This window comes from Janthinobacterium svalbardense (assembly GCF_002327145.1).
GTDB lineage: Bacteria > Pseudomonadota > Gammaproteobacteria > Burkholderiales > Burkholderiaceae_D > Janthinobacterium > Janthinobacterium tructae.
This window is the reverse complement of record NZ_CP023422.1, coordinates 6,099,711-6,120,473: the sequence shown is the minus strand read 5'-3', so window position 1 is coordinate 6,120,473 and position 20,763 is coordinate 6,099,711. Positions and strand designations below refer to the sequence as shown.

Below are 20,763 nucleotides of genomic sequence, written 5' to 3'. Positions count from 1 at the left end.
AGTCAGCCAAGCCCATCGCGCAGTGCGCGTAATGTTTCGGCTGCGGCGTGAACTTGACTCAATCCGCGCCAGATGGTTTTGACGCCAGGTTCTCCGTCGCTTTTCCGGCCGAGGAAGCCGCCGACTTGGGCGATCAGGCGGACGATCTCGTTCAAGGTGGGCGGCGAGGCTGGCATCTTCTTCTTGGTCAGCAAATGGGCGCCACGAATCTCGTCGGGATCGAAGAACAGCGCGGCATCGAGATCGGGGCAGGTCCTGCCCATCCGCATCAGATAGGTGACGCGCCAGGCGACCACCATGAACAAGGCCAGCGCCCGCTCGATGCGGTCGATGGCCGATAGCTGCAGCGCTTCGACCTTGCAACCATTTTTGATCACATGGAAATAAATCTCGATCTCCCAGCGCGCCCGGTACCATTCGATCAATTCGACGGCTTGCTCGACCGTCTCGATGGGCCGATTGGTCAGCAAGCGCCATTCGACCGGCTCGCTGCCGGCTGGCGCGCCCACTTCGCGCGCCACCACGCAGGTCACGCCCAGGCGTCCGCCTTTGCCGTCGGCAATCTCGACCTGCCGGGCCCACAGTTGTTGGCGCACAGTACGCGCCTTCTGATCTTCGCCGGCCGGCATGGTGAAGCTGATTTCTCCCAGTGCCGCGCCGCTGCAAGTGTGCTCCCACAGCTTTTCGCCGTCGTCCACACTGCGGTTGTGCGTGGCGCGCACCAGCCAGTCGGCCGGCGTGTCCAAGTCGCGCGCACGGCGCATCAACGCCACCACGTCGGCCTCGCGGTCGGCCACGTACACCAGCCGTGTACCAGGCAACGTCGCGGCCATCTCGGCCACGCGTTCGTAACCCTCAATCCAGCGCGCGCTTTCTTTCTGCCCGGGACGCACGCCGTCCTTGCCACGCTTCGCGCGCGCCCACATCCAGGCATCGAGCACGCCGAGCGGTTCGCGCGCCGGCGTGACGGCGTAGGTCGGATGCAGGTACATGCCGCGCCGTGCCTCATAGTTCAGCGGCCCCAGCCCCTGCGCTTCCTGGCCGTTGAAATCGAGTTCGGTCGTGTCCTGGATGCACAGCACGACAGCATGGGCCTGCATGCGCTCGCGGGTGCGCTCCCAATGCGGGGCCAGGATGGCCTCCCAAGACACATCCTCGTTGCCGAGAAAGCGGTAGGCCGCGCAGGTTTCGCTCCAACTGTCGCAGGCTTCGGGAATGCTCGCCGTCGGCTTTGCCGTAAATCGTTCCATCAGTGTTCTCGCTCGTTTGTCGAGGCGAGCATCGCCCAAGTCCAGTCCAGCAAACTCTTGCTCCGTCCAGCGGCTCGATACCTTGACCAATGCGTCACCCAAAGTCAAAGAGTAAACGCGATCTCGGCAAAGTTTACAAGCCCCTCAGGTAAGTCCTTGAAAGTTAACGACTTTCAGGGCTGCGTGTGGGACGCCTGCCGACTTGTGTATAACGATATGGCTGAAGGTAATGGCTTCGCGCTGGGGCGTGGTGTTGTTGGTGTCGAAATCCACAGGGGTTTCCTTACTTATTGGAAACAAAACAAGATAAGGGAATACGGAATAGTTATCAATTGAAAATACTGTTTTTCGCAATTTCTTTTTGTATATCGTCATGCGCTGCCCGATCCGGCCGTCCCGGCTATACTGGAACTCAACCATCGCCTAACGGGAAACACCATGATCGTCGTCCATCATCTGAACAATTCGCGCTCGCAGCGCGTGCTCTGGCTGCTCGAGGAACTGGGCCTGGAATATGAGGTCAAGCGCTACCAGCGCGACCCGAAAACCATGCTGGCGCCGGCTTCCCTGAAAGCCGTCCATCCCCTGGGCAAGTCGCCCGTGATCACGGATGGCGCCCACACCATCGCTGAATCGGGCGCCATCATCGAGTATTTGGTCGAGCGCTACGGCAATGGCCGCCTGATCCCGGCGGCGGGCACGCCGGAGAAGCTGCGCTGGACTTACTGGCTGCACTTCGCGGAAGGCTCGGCCATGCCGCCGCTGCTGATGAAGCTGGTGTTCGACAAGGTCGAATCGTCGCCCATGCCGTTTTTCGTCAAGCCCATCGCGCGCGGCATCGCCAGCAAGGTCAAGAGCAGTTTCATCCTGCCCAATATCAACAGCCAGCTGGCTTACATGGAAGCGGAGCTGGAGAACACCAAATGGTTTGCCGGCAATGAATTCACGGCGGCCGACATCCAGATGAGCTTTCCGCTGGAAGCGGCCGCCATGCGCGGCGGACTCGACGAGCGCCTGCCGAAGCTGACGGCGTTCCTGCAGCGCATCCACGCGCGGCCGGCCTACCAGCGGGCTCTCGAGCGGGGCGGGCCCTACGATTTCGCCAAATAAGGGGCATTCAAGGGCTATGTGCGGGGAACCATACGGTAAAATGCCCGATTCAACCAGTATCCACTTACCGCATGGCCAGACTCCTCGCTATCGACGGCTTGAATATCGTACGCCGCGTCTACGAAGCCAGTCCTGAACCCGATTCCGACCTGAAGGCGGAGATCGCGCTGCGCCACGCGCTGTCGTCGTTCCGCACCCTCATCAACGACCACGAGCCGACGCACATCCTGCCGGCCTTCGACTTTGGCGGCCCGACCTGGCGCCACGCCCTGTATGCGGGCTATCGCGAGGGGCGCCAGCCCATGCCGCAGGTGCTGCGCGACGCCTTGCCGGGCTTTTACGCCACCCTGGCCAGCTTCGGCATGCATGTGGTCAGCATTCCCGAAGTGGAGGCCGACGACGTGATCGGCACGGCCGTCATGCGCTGGTTGCACGAGGGGCGCGGCGCGGCCGTCATCGCCACCACCGACAAGGATTTGCATGGCCTGATCGCGCACGGCGCGCTCGTGTGGGACCATTTCAAGGGCATCTGGCACGACCGTGCCTGGGTCGAGAAAAAGTTCGGCGTGCCGCCGGAACTGCTGCCCGACTTGCTGGCGCTGATGGGCGACGTCACCGACAGCATCCCCGGGGTGTCGAAGATCGGCCTGAAAACGGGGGCGAAACTGTTGCGCGGTTACGGCAATATCGACGCCGTGATGGCCGGCGCAGGGATTTTGCCCGGTGCGCTGGGCGAAAGCCTGCGAAAAGAGCGGGAAATACTGTATCTTTCAAGAAAGTTAGTTGCGCTCAAAACGGATGTCACGTTGGGCGTGACCTGGAACAAGCTCGCGTGGGAAAAGTAGAACGCCAGGCAAGAACAATCAAGCAAGGAAAGCAATCATGATGTTAAAAACAGTCCTGATCGATAGCAGCGCCGTGGCGCGCGGTCTGCTGAATTCGGTCCTGACCGATGGCGGCTACGATGTCTGCGGGCAGACGCATACCAGCGCGCTGGGACTGGCGCTGCTGGTCAAGCACCACCCGCATTTCGTGTGCATCGCGCGCGAGCAGGTGGAAGACGGGACGAATGTGGTGCAAACCATCCGCGCCCAGTATCCGAAAACGCTCATTTTCATGGTCTCGGGCGGCATCGACGCCGCTTCGCTGCAGGCGGCGCATGCGATGGGCGTATCGGGCTTCATCGTGAAACCCTTCATGGCCGACACGGTCCTGAAAACTGTGCGCAATACGGTCATTGCCATGGTGCGCAAGCAGCAGCAGGCCTTGGCCGCCGCTGCGCAAGGCAATACTTAAACGCCGGCCAGGCCCGTTGAGCTGGCGATAATCCCGCCACCGAGGCACACGTCGCCGTCGTACAGCACGGCCGACTGGCCCGGCGTGACGGCCCATTGTGCCTGGTCAAACGCCAGGCTGAAGTGTTCATTTCCCTCCGGCAGCAGCTGGCAAGCCACGTCGGCCTGGCGGTAGCGCGTCTTGGCGGACAGGGCGCCCGCTTGCGGCGCCACGCCCGCGACCCAGCTGGCCTGGTCGGCCGTCAAGGCGGGCGACAGCAGCCACGGATGGTCATGGCCCTGCACCACCCACAGGGTGTTGTTGGCGATATCCTTGCGCGCCACATACCAGGCGTCGCTGCTGCCATCGGCATTCTGGTACGACTTCACGCCGCCGATGCCGATGCCCTTGCGCTGGCCCAGGGTATAAAAACTCAGGCCCACGTGTTCGCCCACCGTCTTGCCATCGGCCGTCTTCATCGGGCCCGGTTTGTAGGACAGGTAGCGGTTCAAAAATTCGCGGAACGGGCGTTCGCCGATAAAACAGATGCCCGTCGAATCCTTCTTCTGCGCGTTCGGCAGGGCCAGCTGTTCGGCGATCTGGCGCACTTGCGTTTTCGGGATTTCACCAAGCGGAAACAGGGTTTTCGACAATTGCGCCTGGTTCAGCCGGTGCAGGAAGTAGCTTTGGTCCTTGCTGGCGTCGACGGCTTTCAGCAGTTCATAGCGTCCAGCGTCCGTCGGCGCCTGGCGCACGCGCGCGTAGTGGCCGGTGGCGATCAGGTCGGCGCCCAGGCTCATGGCGTGGTCGAGGAAGGCCTTGAACTTGATTTCAGCGTTGCACAGCACGTCCGGGTTCGGCGTGCGGCCGGCCTGGTATTCGCGTAAAAAATCGGCGAATACGCGGTCCTTGTATTCGGAGGCGAAATTGACGGCTTCGATATCGACGCCGATGACGTCGGCCACGCTGGCCGCGTCGATCCAGTCCTGGCGCGTGGAGCAGTATTCCGAATCGTCGTCATCTTCCCAGTTTTTCATGAACAGGCCGATGACTTCATAGCCTTGTTCCTTCAGCATCCATGCCGCGACCGAGGAATCGACCCCGCCGGACATGCCGATAACGACTTTCTTCTTGCTCATCTTGCTTTCCAGTTACTTTTAAATGATTGCCATGCGCGGGTCTATGCACTATTAAAAACGGACACATGCGTGTGCAGCAGGGCCAGCGGCGCGCGCCGGCCAGCCAGGTATTCGTCCACGCACTGCAGCACCAGGGGGCTGCGGTGGCGCTCCTGGCATGCCGCCAGCTCGTCGCGCGTCATCCACAAGGTGCGGATGATGCCTTCGTCCAGCGGGCGGTCATGCTCGGCGCCGGCCGTGCCGCAAAAGGTGAAGCGCAAATAGGTCACGTCCTCGCCCGTGCGCAACGACTGATAGCGCGACATGTACATGCCGACCAGTGCCGTGGGGATGAAATCGTAGGCCGCTTCTTCCAGCGTTTCGCGGATCACCGCCTGTTCCAGCGACTCGAACGGATCGAGATGGCCGGCCGGCTGGTTGAGCTTGATGCCTTCGCTGGTTTCTTCTTCAATCAGTAAAAACAGGCCGTCGCGCTCGACGATGGCGGCAACGGTGACAGAGGGTTTCCAGATTCTCGGCATGATTCCATCCTTGAAAGAGCCGACATTTTATCTTGTTCTGCGCGCGCGGTTTGAACCCGGCCTTCTGTTGCGCGGACATATTGATAAATGACAACGTTTTAGCAAATAGCGGTGGGAGGTACTTACGTCTTTCCCGGGGAGCGCACTAGCATGGGGGCTTGGAGCCATGATGGCAGGAAACGCCCGCTAATATAGGCTTTCCCTGTGGTCAAAACAAGCGCGCACGCAGGCTCGACTGTGGTGAGATTGACACACATTTCCACAATATGGTCGCCGCGCCGCATGGTGAAACGAATTGGGCGATGCTGGTGAAATTAGTGTCGTACAACTAGAAGTTGCTGGTTCACAAACGTTTAACGCGCTGCTTTCCGTGTTAGATTCTAGTCAGTTTATCAATTAGCGGAGGCATCATGAGGATAGGCATACCGGCCGAAACACGGCCTGGTGAAACGCGGGTGGCAGCCACGCCCGAGACAGTCAAGAAGCTGGCAGCCAAGCATCAGATCATCGTGCAGGCGGGAGCAGGCTTGCAAGCGTCGATTCCCGACGAGGCGTATGCTGCCGCCGGCGCGCAGATCGGCAGCGCCCAGGAAGCCTATGCTTGCGCCATCGTGCTCAAGGTGCGCGCCCCCGATGCCCCTGAACGGGCCTTGATGGCCAGCGGCACGGTGCTGATCGGCATGCTGAACCCGTTTGACGCGGACAATATCGCCGCCATGGCGACGGCCGGCCTGTCCGCCTTCGCGCTGGAAGCCGTGCCGCGCATCACGCGCGCGCAGTCGATGGACGTGCTGTCGTCGCAGGCGAATATCGCCGGCTACAAGGCGGTGCTGGTGGCGGCCAATACCTACCAGCGCTTCATGCCCATGCTGATGACGGCGGCCGGCACCGTCAAGGCAGCCCGCGTGCTGATCATGGGCGTGGGCGTGGCGGGCTTGCAGGCGATCGCCACGGCCAAGCGCCTGGGCGCCGTCATCGAAGCGTCCGACGTGCGCCCGCCCGTCAAGGAACAAGTGGAGTCGCTGGGCGCGAAATTCCTCGACGTACCTTTCCTGACCGAGGAAGAAAAGGAAATCGCCAAGGGCTCGGGCGGCTATGCGCGCGCCATGCCGGCCGACTGGATGCGCCGCCAGGCCGAACTGGTGCATGAGCGGGCGAAACTGGCCGACATCATCATCACCACGGCATTGATCCCCGGCCGCGCCGCACCCGTGCTGATCTCCGAAGAAACGGTGAAAGCCATGAAGCCCGGCTCCGTCATCGTCGACCTGGCCGTCGAGCAGGGCGGCAACTGCCCCCTGTCAGAACTGGGCAAGACGGTCATCAAGCACGGCGTCTATATCGTGGGCGAGCCGAACCTGGCGACCCTGGTGGCGGCCGACGCCTCGGCCCTGTATGCGCGCAACGTGCTGGACTTCTTAAAGCTCATCATCGACAAGGACGATCAATTGCTGATCGACCGCGAGGATGAAATCATCAAGGCCAGCCTGGTGTGCGCAGGTAGTGAAATCTTACGTAAATAACGCGGCGCCGGAGAGAACAACATCATGGAAATCAGTCACACCATCACCAACCTGATCATCTTCGTGCTGGCCATTTATGTCGGCTACCACGTCGTCTGGACCGTCACGCCAGCGCTGCACACGCCGCTGATGGCCGTCACCAATGCCATTTCCGCCATCATCATCGTCGGCGCCATGCTGGCGGCCGGCCTGACGCAAGGCCCGCTGGCGCAGGTGGCTGGCACCCTGGCCGTGGCGCTGGCCGCCGTCAACGTGTTCGGCGGCTTCCTCGTCACGCAGCGCATGCTCGAGATGTTCCGCAAAAAAGAACCGAAGGCCAAGCAAGGAGCAAAAGAATGAGTCACGCCATGAGCTTCGTCACCATGAATCTGGTGACGATGATGTACCTGATCGCCTCGGTGTGCTTCATCCAGGCCTTGAAAGGCCTGTCGTCGCCCTCGACGGCGCGCCGCGGCAATGCCTTCGGCATGAGCGGCATGGCCATTGCTGCCGTCACCACCGTGGCGCTGATCCTGAAACTGAAGGAGCAGCAAACGGGCGGCATGGGACTGACCCTCGTCATCATCGGCATCGTCACGGGCGGCGCCATCGGCGCCTACCTGGCAAAAACCGTGGAAATGACGAAGATGCCGGAACTGGTGGCGGCCATGCATTCGCTGATCGGCCTGGCGGCCGTGTGCATCGCCGTGGCGGCCGTGTCCGAGCCATGGGCCTTCAATATCGCCCAGCAAGGCCAGGCGCTGCCCATCGGCAACCGCTTCGAGCTGTTTATCGGCACCTTTGTCGGCGCCATCACGTTCTCCGGTTCGGTGATCGCCTTCGGCAAGCTGTCGGGCAAATACAAGTTCCGCCTGTTCCAGGGCGCGCCCGTCAGCTTCAAGGGCCAGCACATGCTCAACCTGGTGCTGGCGCTGCTGATGGTCGGCCTGGGCCTGGCGTTCTGCTTCGCTGACGGAGTGGAGCCGGCCTGGACGCCGTTCATCGTCATGACCGTCATCGCCTTTGCGCTGGGCGTGCTGATCATCATCCCCATCGGTGGCGCCGATATGCCGGTGGTGGTGTCGATGCTCAACAGTTACTCCGGCTGGGCTGCGGCCGGCATCGGCTTTTCGCTGAATAACTCGATGCTGATCATCGCGGGGTCATTGGTCGGTTCTTCCGGCGCGATCCTGTCGTACATCATGTGCAAGGCCATGAACCGCTCGTTCTTCAACGTCATCCTCGGTGGCTTCGGTGGCGCTGCACCGGCGGCAGGCGTGGCCGGCGCGCAGGAACAGCGTCCCGTGAAATCGGGTTCGGCCGACGACGCCGCCTTCATCATGAGCAATGCGGAAACCGTCATCATCGTGCCCGGCTACGGCCTGGCAGTGGCGCGCGCGCAGCACTCGTTGAAGGAACTGGTAGAAAAGCTCACACACAAGGGCATCACCGTCAAGTATGCGATCCACCCGGTGGCAGGGCGCATGCCGGGCCACATGAACGTGCTGCTGGCCGAGGCGGAAGTGCCGTACGACCAGGTCTTCGAGATGGAAGACATCAACGGCGAATTCGGCCAGACGGACGTGGTGCTGGTGCTGGGCGCGAACGACGTGGTCAACCCGGCGGCGAAAGATCCGACATCGCCGATCGCCGGCATGCCGATCCTGGAAGCCTACAAGGCCAAGAGCATCATCGTCAACAAGCGCTCGATGGCTTCCGGCTATGCGGGCCTGGACAATGAACTGTTCTACCAGCCGAACACGATGATGGTGTTTGGTGACGCCAAGAAGGTGATCGAGGATATGCTGAAAGCGATCGAATAAATGCCGCTTGCAGCGACCGGACGGCCCGCCTTGCGCGGGCCGTTTTTATTGGCCGGCCGCTGCCGCGACGACTTTATTGCGGCCCTGATGCTTGGCCGCGTACAGGGCCTTGTCGGCATCCGATATGGCTGCGTCCAGGCTGGCGCCTTGCACCAGCGACGCCACGCCGATGCTGATGGTGACGTGCAACGGGGCGCCGTCGGGCAGCACGGTGACCGCCGCTGCCACGGCCGCGCGGATGCGTTCAGCCACCTGGTGTGCCTGCTGCAGGCTGGCGTCCGGGAAGAGCAGGCCGAATTCCTCGCCACCGAGGCGCGCCGCCACGTCGGTGATGCGTCCCGTGTCGCGCAGCGCCTGCGCCACCGTGCGCAGCACGGCGTCGCCCACGGCATGGCCGTAGCGGTCGTTGATCTTTTTAAAGTGGTCGAGGTCGGCCACGCCCACGCTCAGGGCGGCGCCGCTGCGTGCCGCGCGCGCCATCGCCTGCTCGGCCTGCGCTTCATAGGCGCGCCGGTTGGGCAGCGACGTCAGCGCATCGTACAGCGCCTGCTGTTCCAGCTGCGCCAGCAGGCTGGCGTTTTTTGCCGCCAGTTCGCGCCGTTCGCGCACATCGAGCAAAAAGGCGCCGAAATAGCGCGTGCCGTCGACCACGCCCAGGTCCATCGCCTTCATTTCGATGGGGATCATTTGCGTGTCGCGGTGGCGAATGGCGAATTCGCGTATCTTGCCCAGCACGCTGGAGCTGCGTGAGCTGCGGATGTAGTTGAGCACGAGGTTGTCATGCTGCGCGCCGACGGCGTCGGGCAGCAGGCCGTTCAGTGTCTGGCCCAGCAACTCTCCGCTGGCATAGCCCGACAGCGCCTGCATGGCGCCATTGATATAGCGGATGCGGCATTGCTCGTCGATGATGATGACGGCGTCGAGGGCATCTTCCAGCAGACGGAAAAAAAGTACTTCGGGAAGAGCGGCAGGCGGTGCTGCGGGCAAAGTATCTGTCATGGAACGGTCGCCGAAAGCCAGGTGACAGGCATTGTCGCATCCGCAGGCCGTTTACTCCATGCCGGATATGCTCGCTGTTTCTTTTTCGCCCGTGTTCTTTTTTTATTGCCAAGATTCAGCGGCGGCCGTACATCATCAGTTCCGCCAGTCCCTTGCGCGCGGGCGGGAAGGCGTCCAGCAAGCCCAGCGACAGTCCCAGCAAGCCTTGCGTAGGGGCGCTGCCCGTGAAAATGCGCGCCATGGTGTCGGTGACGCGCACGGTCAGTCCCCGGTCTGCCTGGCGCAATTGCGCATAGCGTTCCAGGCCGGCCGGGCTGCTGTCCTGCGCCAGCACGCGGGCCAGCACGGCGGCGTCGCGCAAGCCCAGGTTCAGGCCTTGCCCTGCCACCGGGTGCAGGGTTTGCGCCGCATTGCCGATGGCGACCGTGCGCACCGTGCCGTCCGCCTGCGCGTTCAGGCCCAGGGGATAGGCCAGGCGCGCCGTCGTGTGGGTAAAGCGTCCCAGGCGGCTGCCGAAGGCGGCGCCCAGGCGCGCCAGGAAGGCTGCGTCGTCCAGGGCCAGCAACTGTTCGGCGCGCGTGGGCGGCACGCACCACACCAGCGCGTAGCCATCGTCCTGCGGCAGCAGGGCCAGCGGGCCTTCGTCGGTGAAGCGCTCATAGGCGCGGTGGGCGATGGGGGCGCTGGTGCGCACATGGGCGATGATGGCGCTTTGGCCATAATCGCGGCTGACGGCGCGCTCCTGCTGCTGGCCGAACAGGCCGCCCTCGGCCTGCACCAGCAGACTGGCGCGCAAGCTCGATGCGGCGCCCGCCTGGTCGATCTGCACGGACACGCCATCGCCGTCTTCCACGCTGCCCGTGACCAGCGCCGGGCGCAAGCTGGCCACGCCCAGGCGCTCGCACACATCGGCCAGCGCGCTGACGACGGCGCCGTAACGGGCAACATAACCGAGCGCCTCGACGCCATGCTCGCTGCGGTCCATCAGGCTGCGCCCGAATTGGCCGCGGCGCGAAACGTGAATCTGATGAATCGGGGTCGCTGCCACGGGCCAGGCGCCCGCTTCCTCGAGAATCTGGCGGCTGCCGTGCGACAGGGCGATGGTGCGCGGGTCGCGCCTGGCTTGCTCGAGGGATTTGGCGTCGAGCAGGGCGATGCCGGCGGCGCGTGTACCCCGCTGCACCAGCAGGGCGGCCAGCGCCATGCCGACGGGGCCGGCGCCGCAGATGGCGAGATTGAAAGTGGACGGTGTATGCATGCGGCGGCGTTAATCCTGTGACATCAGTTGTTCGATTTCAGCGACGCTCTTGGGCGCCGTGCTGAAGACTTCATGGCCTTGCGGCGTGACCAGCACATCGTCTTCGATGCGGATGCCGGTATGCCAGAACTGCTCCGGCACACCCGCGCCGGGGCGCACATAGATGCCCGGTTCCACCGTCAGCAGCATGCCCGGTGCCAAAGCGCGCCATGGCTTGCCGGGCGCGCCCGTGTCGCGGTAGGTGCCCACGTCGTGCACGTCCATGCCCAGCCAGTGGCTGGTGCCGTGCATGTAGAAGGGCATATACGCCTTGTCGGCGACGACGTCCTGCGCACTGCCGCTTTTCTGCCGGTCCAGCAAGTTCAAATCCAGCATGCCCTGCGCCAGCACTTGCACGGCCGCCTCGTGGATGGCGCTGTGCGGCAAGCCGGGGCGCACCATGTCCAGCGCTGCCTGCTGCGCGGCCAGCACCAGTTCATACAGCGCCCGCTGCGGGCCGCTGAAGCGGCCGTTGACAGGATACGTGCGCGTGATGTCGGACGCGTAGCCATCGAGTTCGCAGCCGGCGTCAATCAGCACCAGTTCGCCGTCCTGTAATACCGCGTTGTTGGCGCTGTAATGCAGGATGCAGGCATTGTCGCCGCCGGCCACGATGGAGGAATACGCGGGGAACTGCGCGCCGCTGCGGCGAAATTCGTACAGCAGCTCCGCTTCCAGCGCGTATTCGTGCATGCCGGGCCGCGTGGCGCGCATGGCGCGCACGTGGGCCGAGCTGGAAATGGCGGCCGCGCGGCGCATCAGCTGCTGTTCCTGTGTGTCTTTCAGCAGTCGCATGGCGTCGAGCATGCCGTTGAGCTCAATGGCCATGGCGGGCGCCGTGACGCCGCTGCGCGCCTTCTTGCGCACACTGTGCAGCCAAACCTTGACCTGTGCATCGAGGCTGCCGCCCAGCGCATAGTAGATGGCGGGGGCGTCGGCCAGCAGGCGCGTCATTTCCACGTCGAATTCCTCGATGGGGAAGGCGCTGTCAAAACCGAAGCTGGCGCGTGCCGCCTCGGGGCCATGGCGGAAACCTTCCCAGATTTCGCGCTCGGTGTTTTTGGCGCGGCAAAACAGGATGGCGCGCGCGGGCGCCGTGGCGCTGGCGGCCACCAGCGCCACGGCGCTGTCGGGTTCCGTGAAACCGCTGAGGTAGTAAAAATAGCTGTCGTGACGATACGGATAATCGCAATCGCTGTTGCGCGGCACTTCGGGCGCCGTGGCGAGGATGGCCACGCTGCCCGGCAGCATCTGCGCCAGCAGCGCCGCGCGCCGGGCCGCGTAATTGGCCATCATGTTGCGCTGGCCCTGGGCGTGATGCCATTGAGCGCATTGAGTACATTGAGCTGCTGTGGCGTGCCCACATTCGTCCATTCGCCCGGATAGACTTCGCCGCCCACGCGGCCCTGGTCCGCATAGCTGCGCAGCAGGTCGCCCAGTCTGGCGTGGCTGCCCGGCGTGATGCCGTCGAACATTTCGGGACGGTATACGCCGATATTGGCGAAGGTCCATTTGGTGTCGTCGGTATTGTTGATCGCGAACAAGGTCAGGCCGAAGTCGCCCTGTGGATGGAAGTCGGGATTGGGCACCAGGTAAGTCCAGGCGATGTCGCGCTGGTCGGCCGGGTACGGCGTGCCCAGCACGTCTTTGTCTGCCAGCACATCGAGTACTTGCTTGAAGTCAAAGTAGGGGCAATAGATGTCGCCGGAAATGGCGAGAAACGGTTCCTCGCCCAGCAAGTGGCGCGCCTGGGCGATGCCGCCCGCCGTTTCCAGCGGCGTGCTTTCCGGCGAATACGCGATGCGCGCGCCATACGCGCTGCCATCGCCCAGGGTTTCCTCGATCAGATGGCCCAGGTGGGAATGGTTGATGACGATGTCCGTGATGCCGGCGCGCACCAGGTTCAGCACATGCCAGACGATCAGCGGGCGGCCGCGCACTTTCAGCAGCGGTTTGGGACAGGTATCGGTAAGCGGACGCATCCGTTCACCGCGGCCTGCGGCAAAGATCATGGCTTTCATGGAATACTCGTTTTCTGATTTATTTTGTACATTGCTCTGAAGTGATCAGAATGTGTAGCCGACCTGGGGCGTTTTATTCTCCAATGCATCGAGCAAACGCACCAGCGGCTTGAGTTCCGTATAGCGGTTGGCGGTCTTGCGCACGTAGTCGAGCACGGTTGGCAGGTCGCCCATGTACAGATCCTTGCCGTCGCGGTAATTCAGGCGCGCGAACAGGCCGAGGATTTTCAGGTGGCGCTGCAGGGCCGTGAATTCGAAATCGCGGTAGAAGGCGTCGATGTCGGGATTGACTGGCAAGCCCAGCTGCTTGGCGCGCTGCCAGTAGCGGATCACCCAGTCGAGCACCAGTTCTTCATCCCACTGGATGTAGGCGTCGCGCAGCAGCGAGGCGATGTCATAGGTGACGGGACCGAAAACGGCGTCCTGGAAATCGAGGATGCCGGGATTCGGAATCGAACCATCGTTGATGTGCATCAAATTGCGCGAATGGTAGTCGCGGTGCATGAATACTTGCTGCTGCGACAAGATATTCGCCGTGATGGCTTCGAAGACCTTGTCCAGCTGGGCTTGTTGCACATCCGTCAAGGTGGCGCCCAGATGCTTGCCGATGAACCATTCCGGGAACAGATGCATTTCGCGCAGGATGAAGGCGCGGTCGAATTCGGGCAGTACGTCCGGCTGGCTGGCCAGCTGGATTTTCATCAACGATTCCAGCGCTTCGGCGTACAGCACGCTGGCGTTGTCGTGGTTCAGGGCGTCGAGATACGTGGTCGTGCCCAGGTCGGAGAGCAGCAGGAAGCCGTTGTCCAGGTCTTGCGCGATGATCTCGGGCACGGACACGCCGGCACCTTTCAGCAAGCCGGCTACCTTGACGAAGGCGGGCACGTTTTCGCGCTCGGGCGGTGCATCCATGGCAATCAGTGTACTTCCTGGCAATGTTGTATTGCCTGGCAGCATATCGAGACGGTAGTAGCGGCGGAAGCTGGCATCGCTGGAAGCGGGGCGGGCGGAATCAGGCGCGACGAGGTTAAGCGAGGTCAACCAGGCTTTCAACAGGGTCAGGCGAGCGTCGGCCTGGGCCGGCGCGGTGGAGGAATTGGAAGAGAATGACATTAAGCGGCCTGTGGAATCGGGTTGATGATGCAGATTCCCATATAATAAGGGATTCAAATCAAAAAATCGCCTCTCAATGGTGCTTGCCCCTTCCAATTCATGAGCTGGTTTTCGGCCTCCCCCCCTTCGCAGCGCTGGGCTTTCGCCATCAGCGCGCTCGTCGCCGCCACGACGGTGCCTGTCCACGCCCAGAAAGCACCGCGTCCGGTTCATGTGGAAGATCCCGACGCGCCCACCGTCATGACGGCGAACAGCATGAACGGACGACCCGAAAGGGAGATCAATCTCGATAAAAATGTCGTGATTGAGCGCGGAAAAACCACAAAAATGACGGCCGATACAGCTTGTTACAAACAAGTTGAAGATCAGTTCGACGCCGAGGGCCATATCAAGATGTGGCGTTTCGGCGATTACTACACGGGTGACGTCCTGAAGCTGAACATGGAGACCGGCAAGGGTTTCCTGCTCAACCCGACGTACCGCTTCGAAGTGGGTGGCGGCCAGGGCAAAGCCGAGCGTGTCGACTTCATCAACCCCGACGAAGCCACGGTCATCGACGGTACGTACAGTACCTGCGAAGGGCCGAATCCGGACTGGTACCTGAAATCGAGCACCTTGAACCTCGATACGGGCCGCGACGTGGGCACCGGCAGCAAGACCATCATCTATTTCAAGGACGTGCCGATCCTGGGTACGCCGGGCATCTCATTTTCGCTGTCGGGTGCGCGGCGCTCGGGCTGGCTGGCGCCCACGCCGGGCTTTGCCTCGAAGAACGGTTTCGAGCTGCTGATGCCGTATTACCTGAACATCGCGCCGAACCGCGACCTGACCCTGTTCCCGCGCTACATACAGCGGCGTGGCATCCAGCTCGGTGCGACGGGCCGCTACATGGGCGAGACGGATGCCGGCCTGTACCAGGGCGAAACATCGTTTGAGTTTTTGCCTAACGACAAGCAGACCAAGACCAACCGCTACATGATCAAGTCCAAGCATGAGCAGGCGCTGGCCAAGGGCTGGAGTTACAGCTGGGACCTGCGCGAGGCGTCCGACAATAATTACCCGAACGATTTTTCGAAAACCGTCGCCACCGCCACCGAGCGTCAGTTGCTGCGCGAATTGCGCACCGATTACCGCACCGAGGACTGGAGCCTGACGGCGCGCGTGCAGAATTACCAGGTGCTGCAGGATCCCGATCCCAATGTGACCGTGCCGCGCCCGTATGACCGCTTGCCGGCGGTGAACTTCCACGCTGGTAAATACGACGTCTGGGGCGGCTTCGACTGGACCTTCGACGCGGAAGCGACGCGCTTCGCCCACCCGACCGAGGTGCAAGGGTCGCGCCTGGTGGCCGTGCCGCAAGTGAGTTTCCCCATCGTGCGCCCTGGTTACTTCATCACGCCCAAGCTGATGCTCAATGCCAGTGCGTATCAGCTTGATAACGACGCCAGGACCAAGGCGAAGTTTGCGGATACGTCGTTTACGCGCGCCGTGCCAACCTTCTCGGTCGACAGCGGCCTGGTGTTTGAACGCGACACGAATCTGTTTGGCGCCAAGGGCGGCACGCAAACTCTGGAGCCGCGCCTGTTCTACGTCTACACGCCATACCGTGACCAGTCTCAGTTTCCGAAATTCGATACGGCCGCTGGGACGTTCAACCTGACGCAGATCTTCACGGAAAACCGTTTTGTCGGCAGCGACCGCATCGGCGACGCCAACCAGGTCACCGCCGCCCTGGTATCGCGTTTCCTGCAGTCCGATGGAACGGAACGCATGCGCCTGACTTTCGGCCAGCGTTTCTACTTTGCCGACCAGCGCGTGCAACTCGATTCGAGCACGCCCGTCAACCAGTCGCGTTCGGATATCCTGCTGGCAGCAACGGGCCGCGTGTCCGAGACTTGGACCGTCGACAGCCTGGTGCAGTACAATCCCAGCGATCGCCAGTTGATGAACTACAACTACACCTTGCAATATCAGCCTGGTGCCAAGAAAGTATTGAATTTTGGCAGTCGTTTCCAGCGTGGAGATACTGGTTGGCGTAACGTTGAAGTGTCGACCCAATGGCCGTTGACGGACCGCCTGTATGGCGTGGGACGCATCAGTTACTCCGTGAAGGAGCGCAGCATGCTGGAAAGCCTGGTCGGCCTGGAGTACAAGGGCGACTGCTGGGTGTTCCGCATGGGCGCGCAGCGTTTCGTGACGACGGCCAAGACTGTCTCGACGCCGATCTTCTTCCAGCTGGAATTGACGGGCTTGTCGAATGGACTGGGTCTGGGCGCGAATGGCTTGGAAACTTTTACAAAAACCATCCCCGGTTACCAGGCACTGAGCCAGCCACTCCGTTAAGATAGGCACCGTTGCCGCTGCCGGTGTTCCCGGCGCTGGCACAAACCGGTTTTTTTATTCACCTGAACTCATGAGCGCTCTACACATTATGCGTAATGCCAGTATGCACCAACTCAAAATTGCAACGGTTTTGTTGTGCGCCATTTCCGGCGCCACGACCAGTAGTGTCTGGGCGCAACAGGCTGCACCAGCGCCTGCGAGCAAGCCCGCTGCTGCCACGCCAGCACCGGTCAAGGGTTTCACCCCGCCGGCCTCGAGCAGTGGCCAGAGCATCGACTCCATCGCCGTCGTCGTCAATGACGATGTGATCACGCGCAATGAAGTGGCGGCCCGCATCAAGAGCGTCGAGCAGCGCATGAAGGCGCAAAACGTGCCCTTGCCTGATCCCGCCGACCTGCGTCGCCAATTGCTGGAACGCATGATTGTTGAGCGCGCACAAATGCAGCTGGCCAAGGAAATGGGCGTGCGCGTGGATGACCTGACCCTGGACCGCGCGATTGGCCGTATTGCTGAACAGCAAAAGATGACGGTGCAAGAGCTGCGCAATCAGATGGAAAAAGAAGGCACGCCGTTTGCGACCTTCCGCGAAGAAATTCGCGATGAAATCATCATGCAGCGCTTGCGCGAGCATGAAGTCGACGCCAAGATCCAGATTTCCGATTCCGAAGTGGATAACTTCCTGGCAGCGGAAAAAGCGGCGGCCAGCGAACAGGTCGAGCTGAACCTGGCGCAGATTCTCGTGCGCATTCCGGAAAACTCCAGCCCTGAACAGATCGCCGCGCGCCGCGCGCGCGCCGAAGAAGTCAGCCGCCAGTTGCGCACGGGCGCCGATTTTGCCAAGATGGCCGCCACCTATTCCGACGCCAGCGATGCGCTGAGCGGCGGCGATATCGGCTGGCGCAATAGCGACCGTTTGCCGCCTTTGTTCACGGAACAGTTGCTGAAGTTGAAGCCGGGCCAGATCACGCCCATCATCAAGAGCAATACCGGTTTCCATATTTTGAAACTGGTGGATCGCCGCAGCGCGGCTGAAGCGCAAGCGGTGGCCGCCGTGCAGCAGACGCATGCGCGCCACATCTTGCTGAAAATTACGCCGACCCTGTCGGCTGCCGAAGCCAAGCGCAAACTGGCCGAATTGAAAGAGCGCCTGGACAACAAGGCGGCCAAGTTCGAAGACCTGGCCCGCTTGTTCTCGAATGATGGTTCGGCCGCCAAGGGCGGCGACCTGGGCTGGCTGTATCCAGGCGACACCGTGCCGGAATTTGAAACGGCGATGAATGCGCTGAAACCGGGCGAAGTGAGCGAGCCGATCGAATCGAGCTTTGGCTTCCACCTGATCGAAGTGCTGGAACGCAAGAGCGACGACGTCTCGAAAGAGAAGCAGCGCAGCGCCGCACGCAACGCCTTGCGCGAACGCAAACTGGAAGAAGCGACGGAAAACTGGGCGCGCGAAGTACGCGACCGTGCCTACGTCGAATTCCGCGCGGACGACCAGTAATGCTGCCGACTATTTGCGCATGAGTAACTTGCCCGTTGCACGCCGCCCGGCCATCGCCATTACCTGTGGCGAACCGGCCGGTGTCGGCCCGGAAATCTCCATACGCGCGGCCTGGGCCATGCGCAATGAAGTCACAGTCATCCTGCTGGGCGACGCCGCCTTCCTGGCGCTGACGGCCAGCCTGATCGACCCGGAGATCCGCCTGGCAGCGCTGTCGCTGCAAGCCGTGCGCAACAACGGCCTGCCGCATTTCGGACCCGGCCGCCTGGCCGTGATCGATATTCCGACTGTCAATAATGTCATTCCTGGCGTACTCAACAAGGAAAACGGGCGCTCCGTGCTGGCGACCCTGGACGCGGCCGTGGAAGGTATCGAAGCCGGCTGGTTTGGCGCCATGGTCACGGCGCCCTTGCAAAAGAGTACGATCAACGACGCCGGCGTGGCCTTTTCCGGCCATACGGAATACCTGGCAGAAAAAACCAACACAGCGCAAGTGGTGATGATGCTGGCCGGCGAACCGGGACATGGCGAACCGACCCTGCGCGTGGCGCTGGCCACCACGCATTTGCCATTGAAGGACGTGTCCGCTGCCATCACCCTGGACAGCCTGGCCGTCACCCTGGATATCATTCAGACGGACTTGCAGCAGAAATTCGGCATCGCCGCGCCGCGCATCCTGGTGACCGGCCTGAATCCGCATGCGGGCGAGGGCGGTTATCTGGGACGCGAGGAAATCGATGTCATCGCCCCGGCGATTGCTGCGGCACAAGCGCGCGGCATCGATGCGCGCGGACCGTACCCTGCCGACACCCTGTTCCAGCACAAATACCTGGCCGACGCCGATTGCGTGCTGGCCATGTACCACGATCAGGGCTTGCCCGTGCTGAAATACGCCACCTTCGGGCGCGGCATCAATATCACCCTGGGCTTGCCGCTGATCCGCACCTCGGTCGACCATGGCACGGCGCTGGACCTGGCCGCGCAAGGGCTGGGGCTGGCCGATTGCCACAGCATGGAGCAAGCGCTGCAAACGGCGCTCGACATGCTGCGCGCCAGCACCCGCGCCTGAACCCCACCGGTTTTACCCCGCTACACCGCCTCTAGAATAGAAAAACAGAATATGAAACACGTTGCCCGCAAACGCTTTGGCCAGAACTTCCTGCACGACCGCTTCGTCCTCAACGACATCACGGCCGCCATCGCGCCGCAGGAGGACGACGCCATGGTCGAGATCGGCCCCGGCCTGGGCGCCATGACGGAGCAGTTGCTGCGCCACCTGAAGCACATGCATGTGGTGGAACTGGACCGCGATCTGATCGTGCGCCTGGAAAAGACCTTCAATCCGGCCAAGCTGACAATCCACTCGGGCGACGCGCTGAAATTCGATTTTGCGCAAATTCCCGTGCCGGCCGGCCAGAAGTTGCGCATCGTGGGCAACTTGCCGTACAACATTTCCAGTCCACTGCTGTTCCACCTGGCGGACTTCGCACCGCTGGTGAAAGACCAGCATTTCATGCTGCAAAAGGAGGTCGTCGAACGCATGGTGGCCGAGCCTGGCAGCAAGGCGTTTGGCCGCCTGTCCGTGATGCTGCAATGGCGCTACGACATGACCTTGATGTTCATCGTGCCGCCGACGGCCTTCGATCCGCCGCCGAAGGTGGAATCGGCCATCGTGCGCATGATCCCCGTGGCCGAGCGCCTGGCGTGCGACCAGGCGACGCTGGAAGCGGTCGTCATGAAGGCCTTCTCGCAGCGCCGCAAGGTGATCCGCAACTGCCTGGCCGGGATGTTTACGGAAGAGCAGATCAAGGCGGCCGGCATCGACCCGACCAAGCGCCCGGAAACCGTGGGCCTGGAGCAGTATGTTGCTTTGGCGAATTTGCTGAAAGCCCCGGCTTAACTTAAAACCACTGGTCGACCTGTTGCAGATCCTTGCGTAACGCGAGGAAGCAATCGTCCACATGGTGGTTGCGGCTGATTTCATTGCGCCGCATCAAGGCGATCTTGCGCTTGCAGGTGGGCTGGCGCAGGGGGGCCACGTGCAGATCCTCGTCGTTGAGGAACGTCGTGTACAGGCTGGGCATGATGCCCACGGCGATGCCGGCGCGCACCACGCCGTACAGCGATTCGCTGTGTATCATCTGGTACAGGCTCGACGGGCTCAAGCCATGCTGGCGCAGCGCGCTCGAGGCGAATTCCCAGATGCTGCCCTTGGTAAACACGACGATTTCCTGCCCCGCCAGCTGCTCCCAGCGTACTTCCTTGAGCGGCGCCAGCGCATGGCGTCCAGCCGTCACCAGCACCAGCTCGTCTTCGAACAAGCCCACGCTTTCCAGCGAGACGGAACCGGGCACCTCGATGCCCACGCAAAAGTCCAGCTGGCCCGAATGCAGCGCGTGCAGCAAGCCATCGTTGGGCATGTCCGACAGGACGATTTCCACTTCATCGCCATGCTGCTCGCTGTAGCGCGCCACCACCACGGCCGTCATCGCCATGGCCGACGGGATCGCGCCGATGCGGATGCGGTGCCGGCCGCTGCCGATGGCGCGCTGGATATCGGCAAAGGTGTTGCTCGCCGTATTCAATAAATGCGTGGCGTAGTCGAGCGCCAGCTTGCCTTCGCGCGTCAGTTCCAGCTGGTGGGTTGTGCGGTTAAACAACTTTTTTCCCAGCTGATTTTCCAGCAGCTTGATCGAGGCGCTGAGCGCTGGCTGGGTCACGCACAATTCCTGTGCAGCCTTGCTGAAGCTGTTTACCCGGGCCAGGGTGGCAAACGCTTGTAAATGTCGTAAGGAAATCTTCTTGCTCAGTTCATGCATGGGCGTTGCTTATTAGAAAAAGTAATGGATTTATAAAAATAAACAAATTTTCT

General features: G+C 62.0%; 20 protein-coding genes. 10 read left to right on the top strand and 10 right to left on the bottom strand.

The annotated features are described in order from the left end of the window. Positions 1-2: 2 nt before the first annotated feature. The gene (locus CNX70_RS27280; protein ID WP_425269253.1) at positions 3-1,352 is read right to left on the bottom strand and encodes an IS4 family transposase; all 1,350 of its coding nucleotides are present in this window, start codon (positions 1,350-1,352) and stop codon (positions 3-5) included. Positions 1,353-1,394: 42 nt separating this feature from the next. Continuing rightward, a complete protein-coding gene (locus CNX70_RS29165) occupies positions 1,395-1,523 on the bottom strand; it encodes a hypothetical protein (protein ID WP_279629338.1) in 129 nt (42 codons plus the stop codon). Between the two features lie 165 nt (positions 1,524-1,688). Here CNX70_RS29165 and CNX70_RS27270 point away from each other — a divergent pair, with 165 nt between their 5' ends. From CNX70_RS27270 to CNX70_RS27260, 3 genes are all read left to right on the top strand, one after another. Continuing rightward, on the top strand, positions 1,689-2,360 hold the full coding sequence (locus tag CNX70_RS27270; protein WP_096238113.1) for a glutathione S-transferase: 672 nt from the start codon (positions 1,689-1,691) through the stop codon (positions 2,358-2,360). Between the two features lie 71 nt (positions 2,361-2,431). Continuing rightward, entirely contained in the window at positions 2,432-3,205 is a 774-nt protein-coding gene (locus tag CNX70_RS27265) for a 5'-3' exonuclease (protein ID WP_096238112.1), read from the top strand. 40 nt (positions 3,206-3,245) lie between these two features. Beyond that, positions 3,246-3,656 carry a response regulator gene (locus CNX70_RS27260; RefSeq protein ID WP_096238706.1) on the top strand — a complete coding sequence of 137 codons (411 nt, stop codon included), beginning with the start codon at positions 3,246-3,248 and terminating at the stop codon, positions 3,654-3,656. On the opposite strand, the gene mnmA is transcribed toward CNX70_RS27260, so the two are convergent. After that, positions 3,653-4,774 (bottom strand): tRNA 2-thiouridine(34) synthase MnmA, encoded by a 1,122-nt coding sequence (gene mnmA, locus CNX70_RS27255; protein ID WP_096238111.1) that lies wholly within the window; start codon positions 4,772-4,774, stop codon positions 3,653-3,655. The genes CNX70_RS27260 and mnmA overlap by 4 nt on opposite strands. 41 nt (positions 4,775-4,815) lie before the next feature. After that, entirely contained in the window at positions 4,816-5,295 is a 480-nt protein-coding gene (locus CNX70_RS27250; RefSeq protein WP_096238110.1) for an NUDIX hydrolase, read from the bottom strand. Between the two features lie 410 nt (positions 5,296-5,705). Between CNX70_RS27250 and CNX70_RS27245 the strand changes: the two genes are divergently transcribed. Genes CNX70_RS27245 through CNX70_RS27235 form a run of 3 tightly spaced genes read left to right on the top strand, consistent with a single transcriptional unit; the run spans position 5,706 to position 8,620 of the window. After that, on the top strand, positions 5,706-6,818 hold the full coding sequence (locus CNX70_RS27245; RefSeq protein ID WP_096238109.1) for a Re/Si-specific NAD(P)(+) transhydrogenase subunit alpha: 1,113 nt from the start codon (positions 5,706-5,708) through the stop codon (positions 6,816-6,818). A gap of 24 nt (positions 6,819-6,842) precedes the next feature. Beyond that, positions 6,843-7,157 carry an NAD(P) transhydrogenase subunit alpha part 2 gene (locus CNX70_RS27240; RefSeq protein WP_071075222.1) on the top strand — a complete coding sequence of 105 codons (315 nt, stop codon included), beginning with the start codon at positions 6,843-6,845 and terminating at the stop codon, positions 7,155-7,157. Positions 7,158-7,165: 8 nt separating this feature from the next. Then, on the top strand, positions 7,166-8,620 hold the full coding sequence (locus tag CNX70_RS27235) for an NAD(P)(+) transhydrogenase (Re/Si-specific) subunit beta (protein WP_071075223.1): 1,455 nt from the start codon (positions 7,166-7,168) through the stop codon (positions 8,618-8,620). 45 nt (positions 8,621-8,665) lie between these two features. Here the strand turns inward: CNX70_RS27235 and CNX70_RS27230 are convergent, their stop codons facing one another. From CNX70_RS27230 to CNX70_RS27210, 5 genes are all read right to left on the bottom strand, one after another. Next, positions 8,666-9,619 carry a GGDEF domain-containing protein gene (locus CNX70_RS27230; RefSeq protein ID WP_096238108.1) on the bottom strand — a complete coding sequence of 318 codons (954 nt, stop codon included), beginning with the start codon at positions 9,617-9,619 and terminating at the stop codon, positions 8,666-8,668. A gap of 115 nt (positions 9,620-9,734) precedes the next feature. Beyond that, positions 9,735-10,877, bottom strand: coding sequence for a UbiH/UbiF/VisC/COQ6 family ubiquinone biosynthesis hydroxylase (locus CNX70_RS27225; protein ID WP_096238107.1), 1,143 nt, complete (start codon positions 10,875-10,877; stop codon positions 9,735-9,737). 9 nt (positions 10,878-10,886) lie between these two features. Further along, complete coding sequence (locus tag CNX70_RS27220) at positions 10,887-12,209, bottom strand: aminopeptidase P N-terminal domain-containing protein (protein WP_167389787.1); 1,323 nt, start codon at positions 12,207-12,209, stop codon at positions 10,887-10,889. Further along, a complete protein-coding gene (gene murU, locus CNX70_RS27215; RefSeq protein WP_096238105.1) occupies positions 12,209-12,937 on the bottom strand; it encodes an N-acetylmuramate alpha-1-phosphate uridylyltransferase MurU in 729 nt (242 codons plus the stop codon). Before murU ends, CNX70_RS27220 begins: the two co-directional genes overlap by 1 nt. A gap of 45 nt (positions 12,938-12,982) precedes the next feature. Next, positions 12,983-14,050 (bottom strand): aminoglycoside phosphotransferase family protein, encoded by a 1,068-nt coding sequence (locus tag CNX70_RS27210; protein ID WP_096238104.1) that lies wholly within the window; start codon positions 14,048-14,050, stop codon positions 12,983-12,985. A 99-nt stretch (positions 14,051-14,149) separates the two neighbouring features. On the opposite strand from CNX70_RS27210, the gene CNX70_RS27205 reads away from it, so the two are divergent. The 4 genes from CNX70_RS27205 to rsmA all read left to right on the top strand — a co-directional run bounded on the left by CNX70_RS27205 (position 14,150) and on the right by rsmA (position 19,791). Beyond that, positions 14,150-16,393, top strand: a complete 2,244-nt coding sequence (locus CNX70_RS27205) for an LPS-assembly protein LptD (RefSeq protein WP_096238103.1) — start codon at positions 14,150-14,152, stop codon at positions 16,391-16,393. A 103-nt stretch (positions 16,394-16,496) separates the two neighbouring features. Next, positions 16,497-17,891, top strand: coding sequence for a peptidylprolyl isomerase (locus CNX70_RS27200; RefSeq protein ID WP_244198973.1), 1,395 nt, complete (start codon positions 16,497-16,499; stop codon positions 17,889-17,891). Between the two features lie 19 nt (positions 17,892-17,910). Beyond that, positions 17,911-18,960: a 4-hydroxythreonine-4-phosphate dehydrogenase PdxA gene (gene pdxA, locus CNX70_RS27195; protein WP_096238101.1), complete on the top strand. Its 1,050-nt coding sequence runs from the start codon at positions 17,911-17,913 to the stop codon at positions 18,958-18,960. 51 nt (positions 18,961-19,011) lie between these two features. Continuing rightward, positions 19,012-19,791, top strand: a complete 780-nt coding sequence (rsmA, locus tag CNX70_RS27190) for a 16S rRNA (adenine(1518)-N(6)/adenine(1519)-N(6))-dimethyltransferase RsmA (protein WP_096238100.1) — start codon at positions 19,012-19,014, stop codon at positions 19,789-19,791. A 1-nt stretch (position 19,792) separates the two neighbouring features. On the opposite strand, the gene CNX70_RS27185 is transcribed toward rsmA, so the two are convergent. After that, positions 19,793-20,710 carry a LysR family transcriptional regulator gene (locus CNX70_RS27185; RefSeq protein WP_096238099.1) on the bottom strand — a complete coding sequence of 306 codons (918 nt, stop codon included), beginning with the start codon at positions 20,708-20,710 and terminating at the stop codon, positions 19,793-19,795. Between the last annotated feature and the right edge of the window lie 53 nt (positions 20,711-20,763).

Bases quoted from the DNA above. Each gene is read 5' to 3' on its own strand.
- CNX70_RS27235 (WP_071075223.1), top strand. From the start codon at position 7,166: ATGAGCTTCGTCACCATGAATCTGGTGACGATGATGTACCTGATCGCC.
- CNX70_RS27230 (WP_096238108.1), bottom strand. From the start codon at position 9,619: ATGACAGATACTTTGCCCGCAGCACCGCCTGCCGCTCTTCCCGAAGTA.
- CNX70_RS27245 (WP_096238109.1), top strand. From the start codon at position 5,706: ATGAGGATAGGCATACCGGCCGAAACACGGCCTGGTGAAACGCGGGTG.
- CNX70_RS27265 (WP_096238112.1), top strand. From the start codon at position 2,432: ATGGCCAGACTCCTCGCTATCGACGGCTTGAATATCGTACGCCGCGTC.
- CNX70_RS27220 (WP_167389787.1), bottom strand. From the start codon at position 12,209: ATGGCCAATTACGCGGCCCGGCGCGCGGCGCTGCTGGCGCAGATGCTG.
- CNX70_RS27260 (WP_096238706.1), top strand. From the start codon at position 3,246: ATGTTAAAAACAGTCCTGATCGATAGCAGCGCCGTGGCGCGCGGTCTG.
- CNX70_RS27270 (WP_096238113.1), top strand. From the start codon at position 1,689: ATGATCGTCGTCCATCATCTGAACAATTCGCGCTCGCAGCGCGTGCTC.
- CNX70_RS27210 (WP_096238104.1), bottom strand. From the start codon at position 14,050: ATGTCATTCTCTTCCAATTCCTCCACCGCGCCGGCCCAGGCCGACGCT.
- CNX70_RS27225 (WP_096238107.1), bottom strand. From the start codon at position 10,877: ATGCATACACCGTCCACTTTCAATCTCGCCATCTGCGGCGCCGGCCCC.
- CNX70_RS27185 (WP_096238099.1), bottom strand. From the start codon at position 20,710: ATGCATGAACTGAGCAAGAAGATTTCCTTACGACATTTACAAGCGTTT.
- rsmA (WP_096238100.1), top strand. From the start codon at position 19,012: ATGAAACACGTTGCCCGCAAACGCTTTGGCCAGAACTTCCTGCACGAC.
- CNX70_RS27240 (WP_071075222.1), top strand. From the start codon at position 6,843: ATGGAAATCAGTCACACCATCACCAACCTGATCATCTTCGTGCTGGCC.
- murU (WP_096238105.1), bottom strand. From the start codon at position 12,937: ATGAAAGCCATGATCTTTGCCGCAGGCCGCGGTGAACGGATGCGTCCG.
- mnmA (WP_096238111.1), bottom strand. From the start codon at position 4,774: ATGAGCAAGAAGAAAGTCGTTATCGGCATGTCCGGCGGGGTCGATTCC.
- CNX70_RS27200 (WP_244198973.1), top strand. From the start codon at position 16,497: ATGCACCAACTCAAAATTGCAACGGTTTTGTTGTGCGCCATTTCCGGC.
- pdxA (WP_096238101.1), top strand. From the start codon at position 17,911: ATGAGTAACTTGCCCGTTGCACGCCGCCCGGCCATCGCCATTACCTGT.
- CNX70_RS27205 (WP_096238103.1), top strand. From the start codon at position 14,150: ATGAGCTGGTTTTCGGCCTCCCCCCCTTCGCAGCGCTGGGCTTTCGCC.
- CNX70_RS27250 (WP_096238110.1), bottom strand. From the start codon at position 5,295: ATGCCGAGAATCTGGAAACCCTCTGTCACCGTTGCCGCCATCGTCGAG.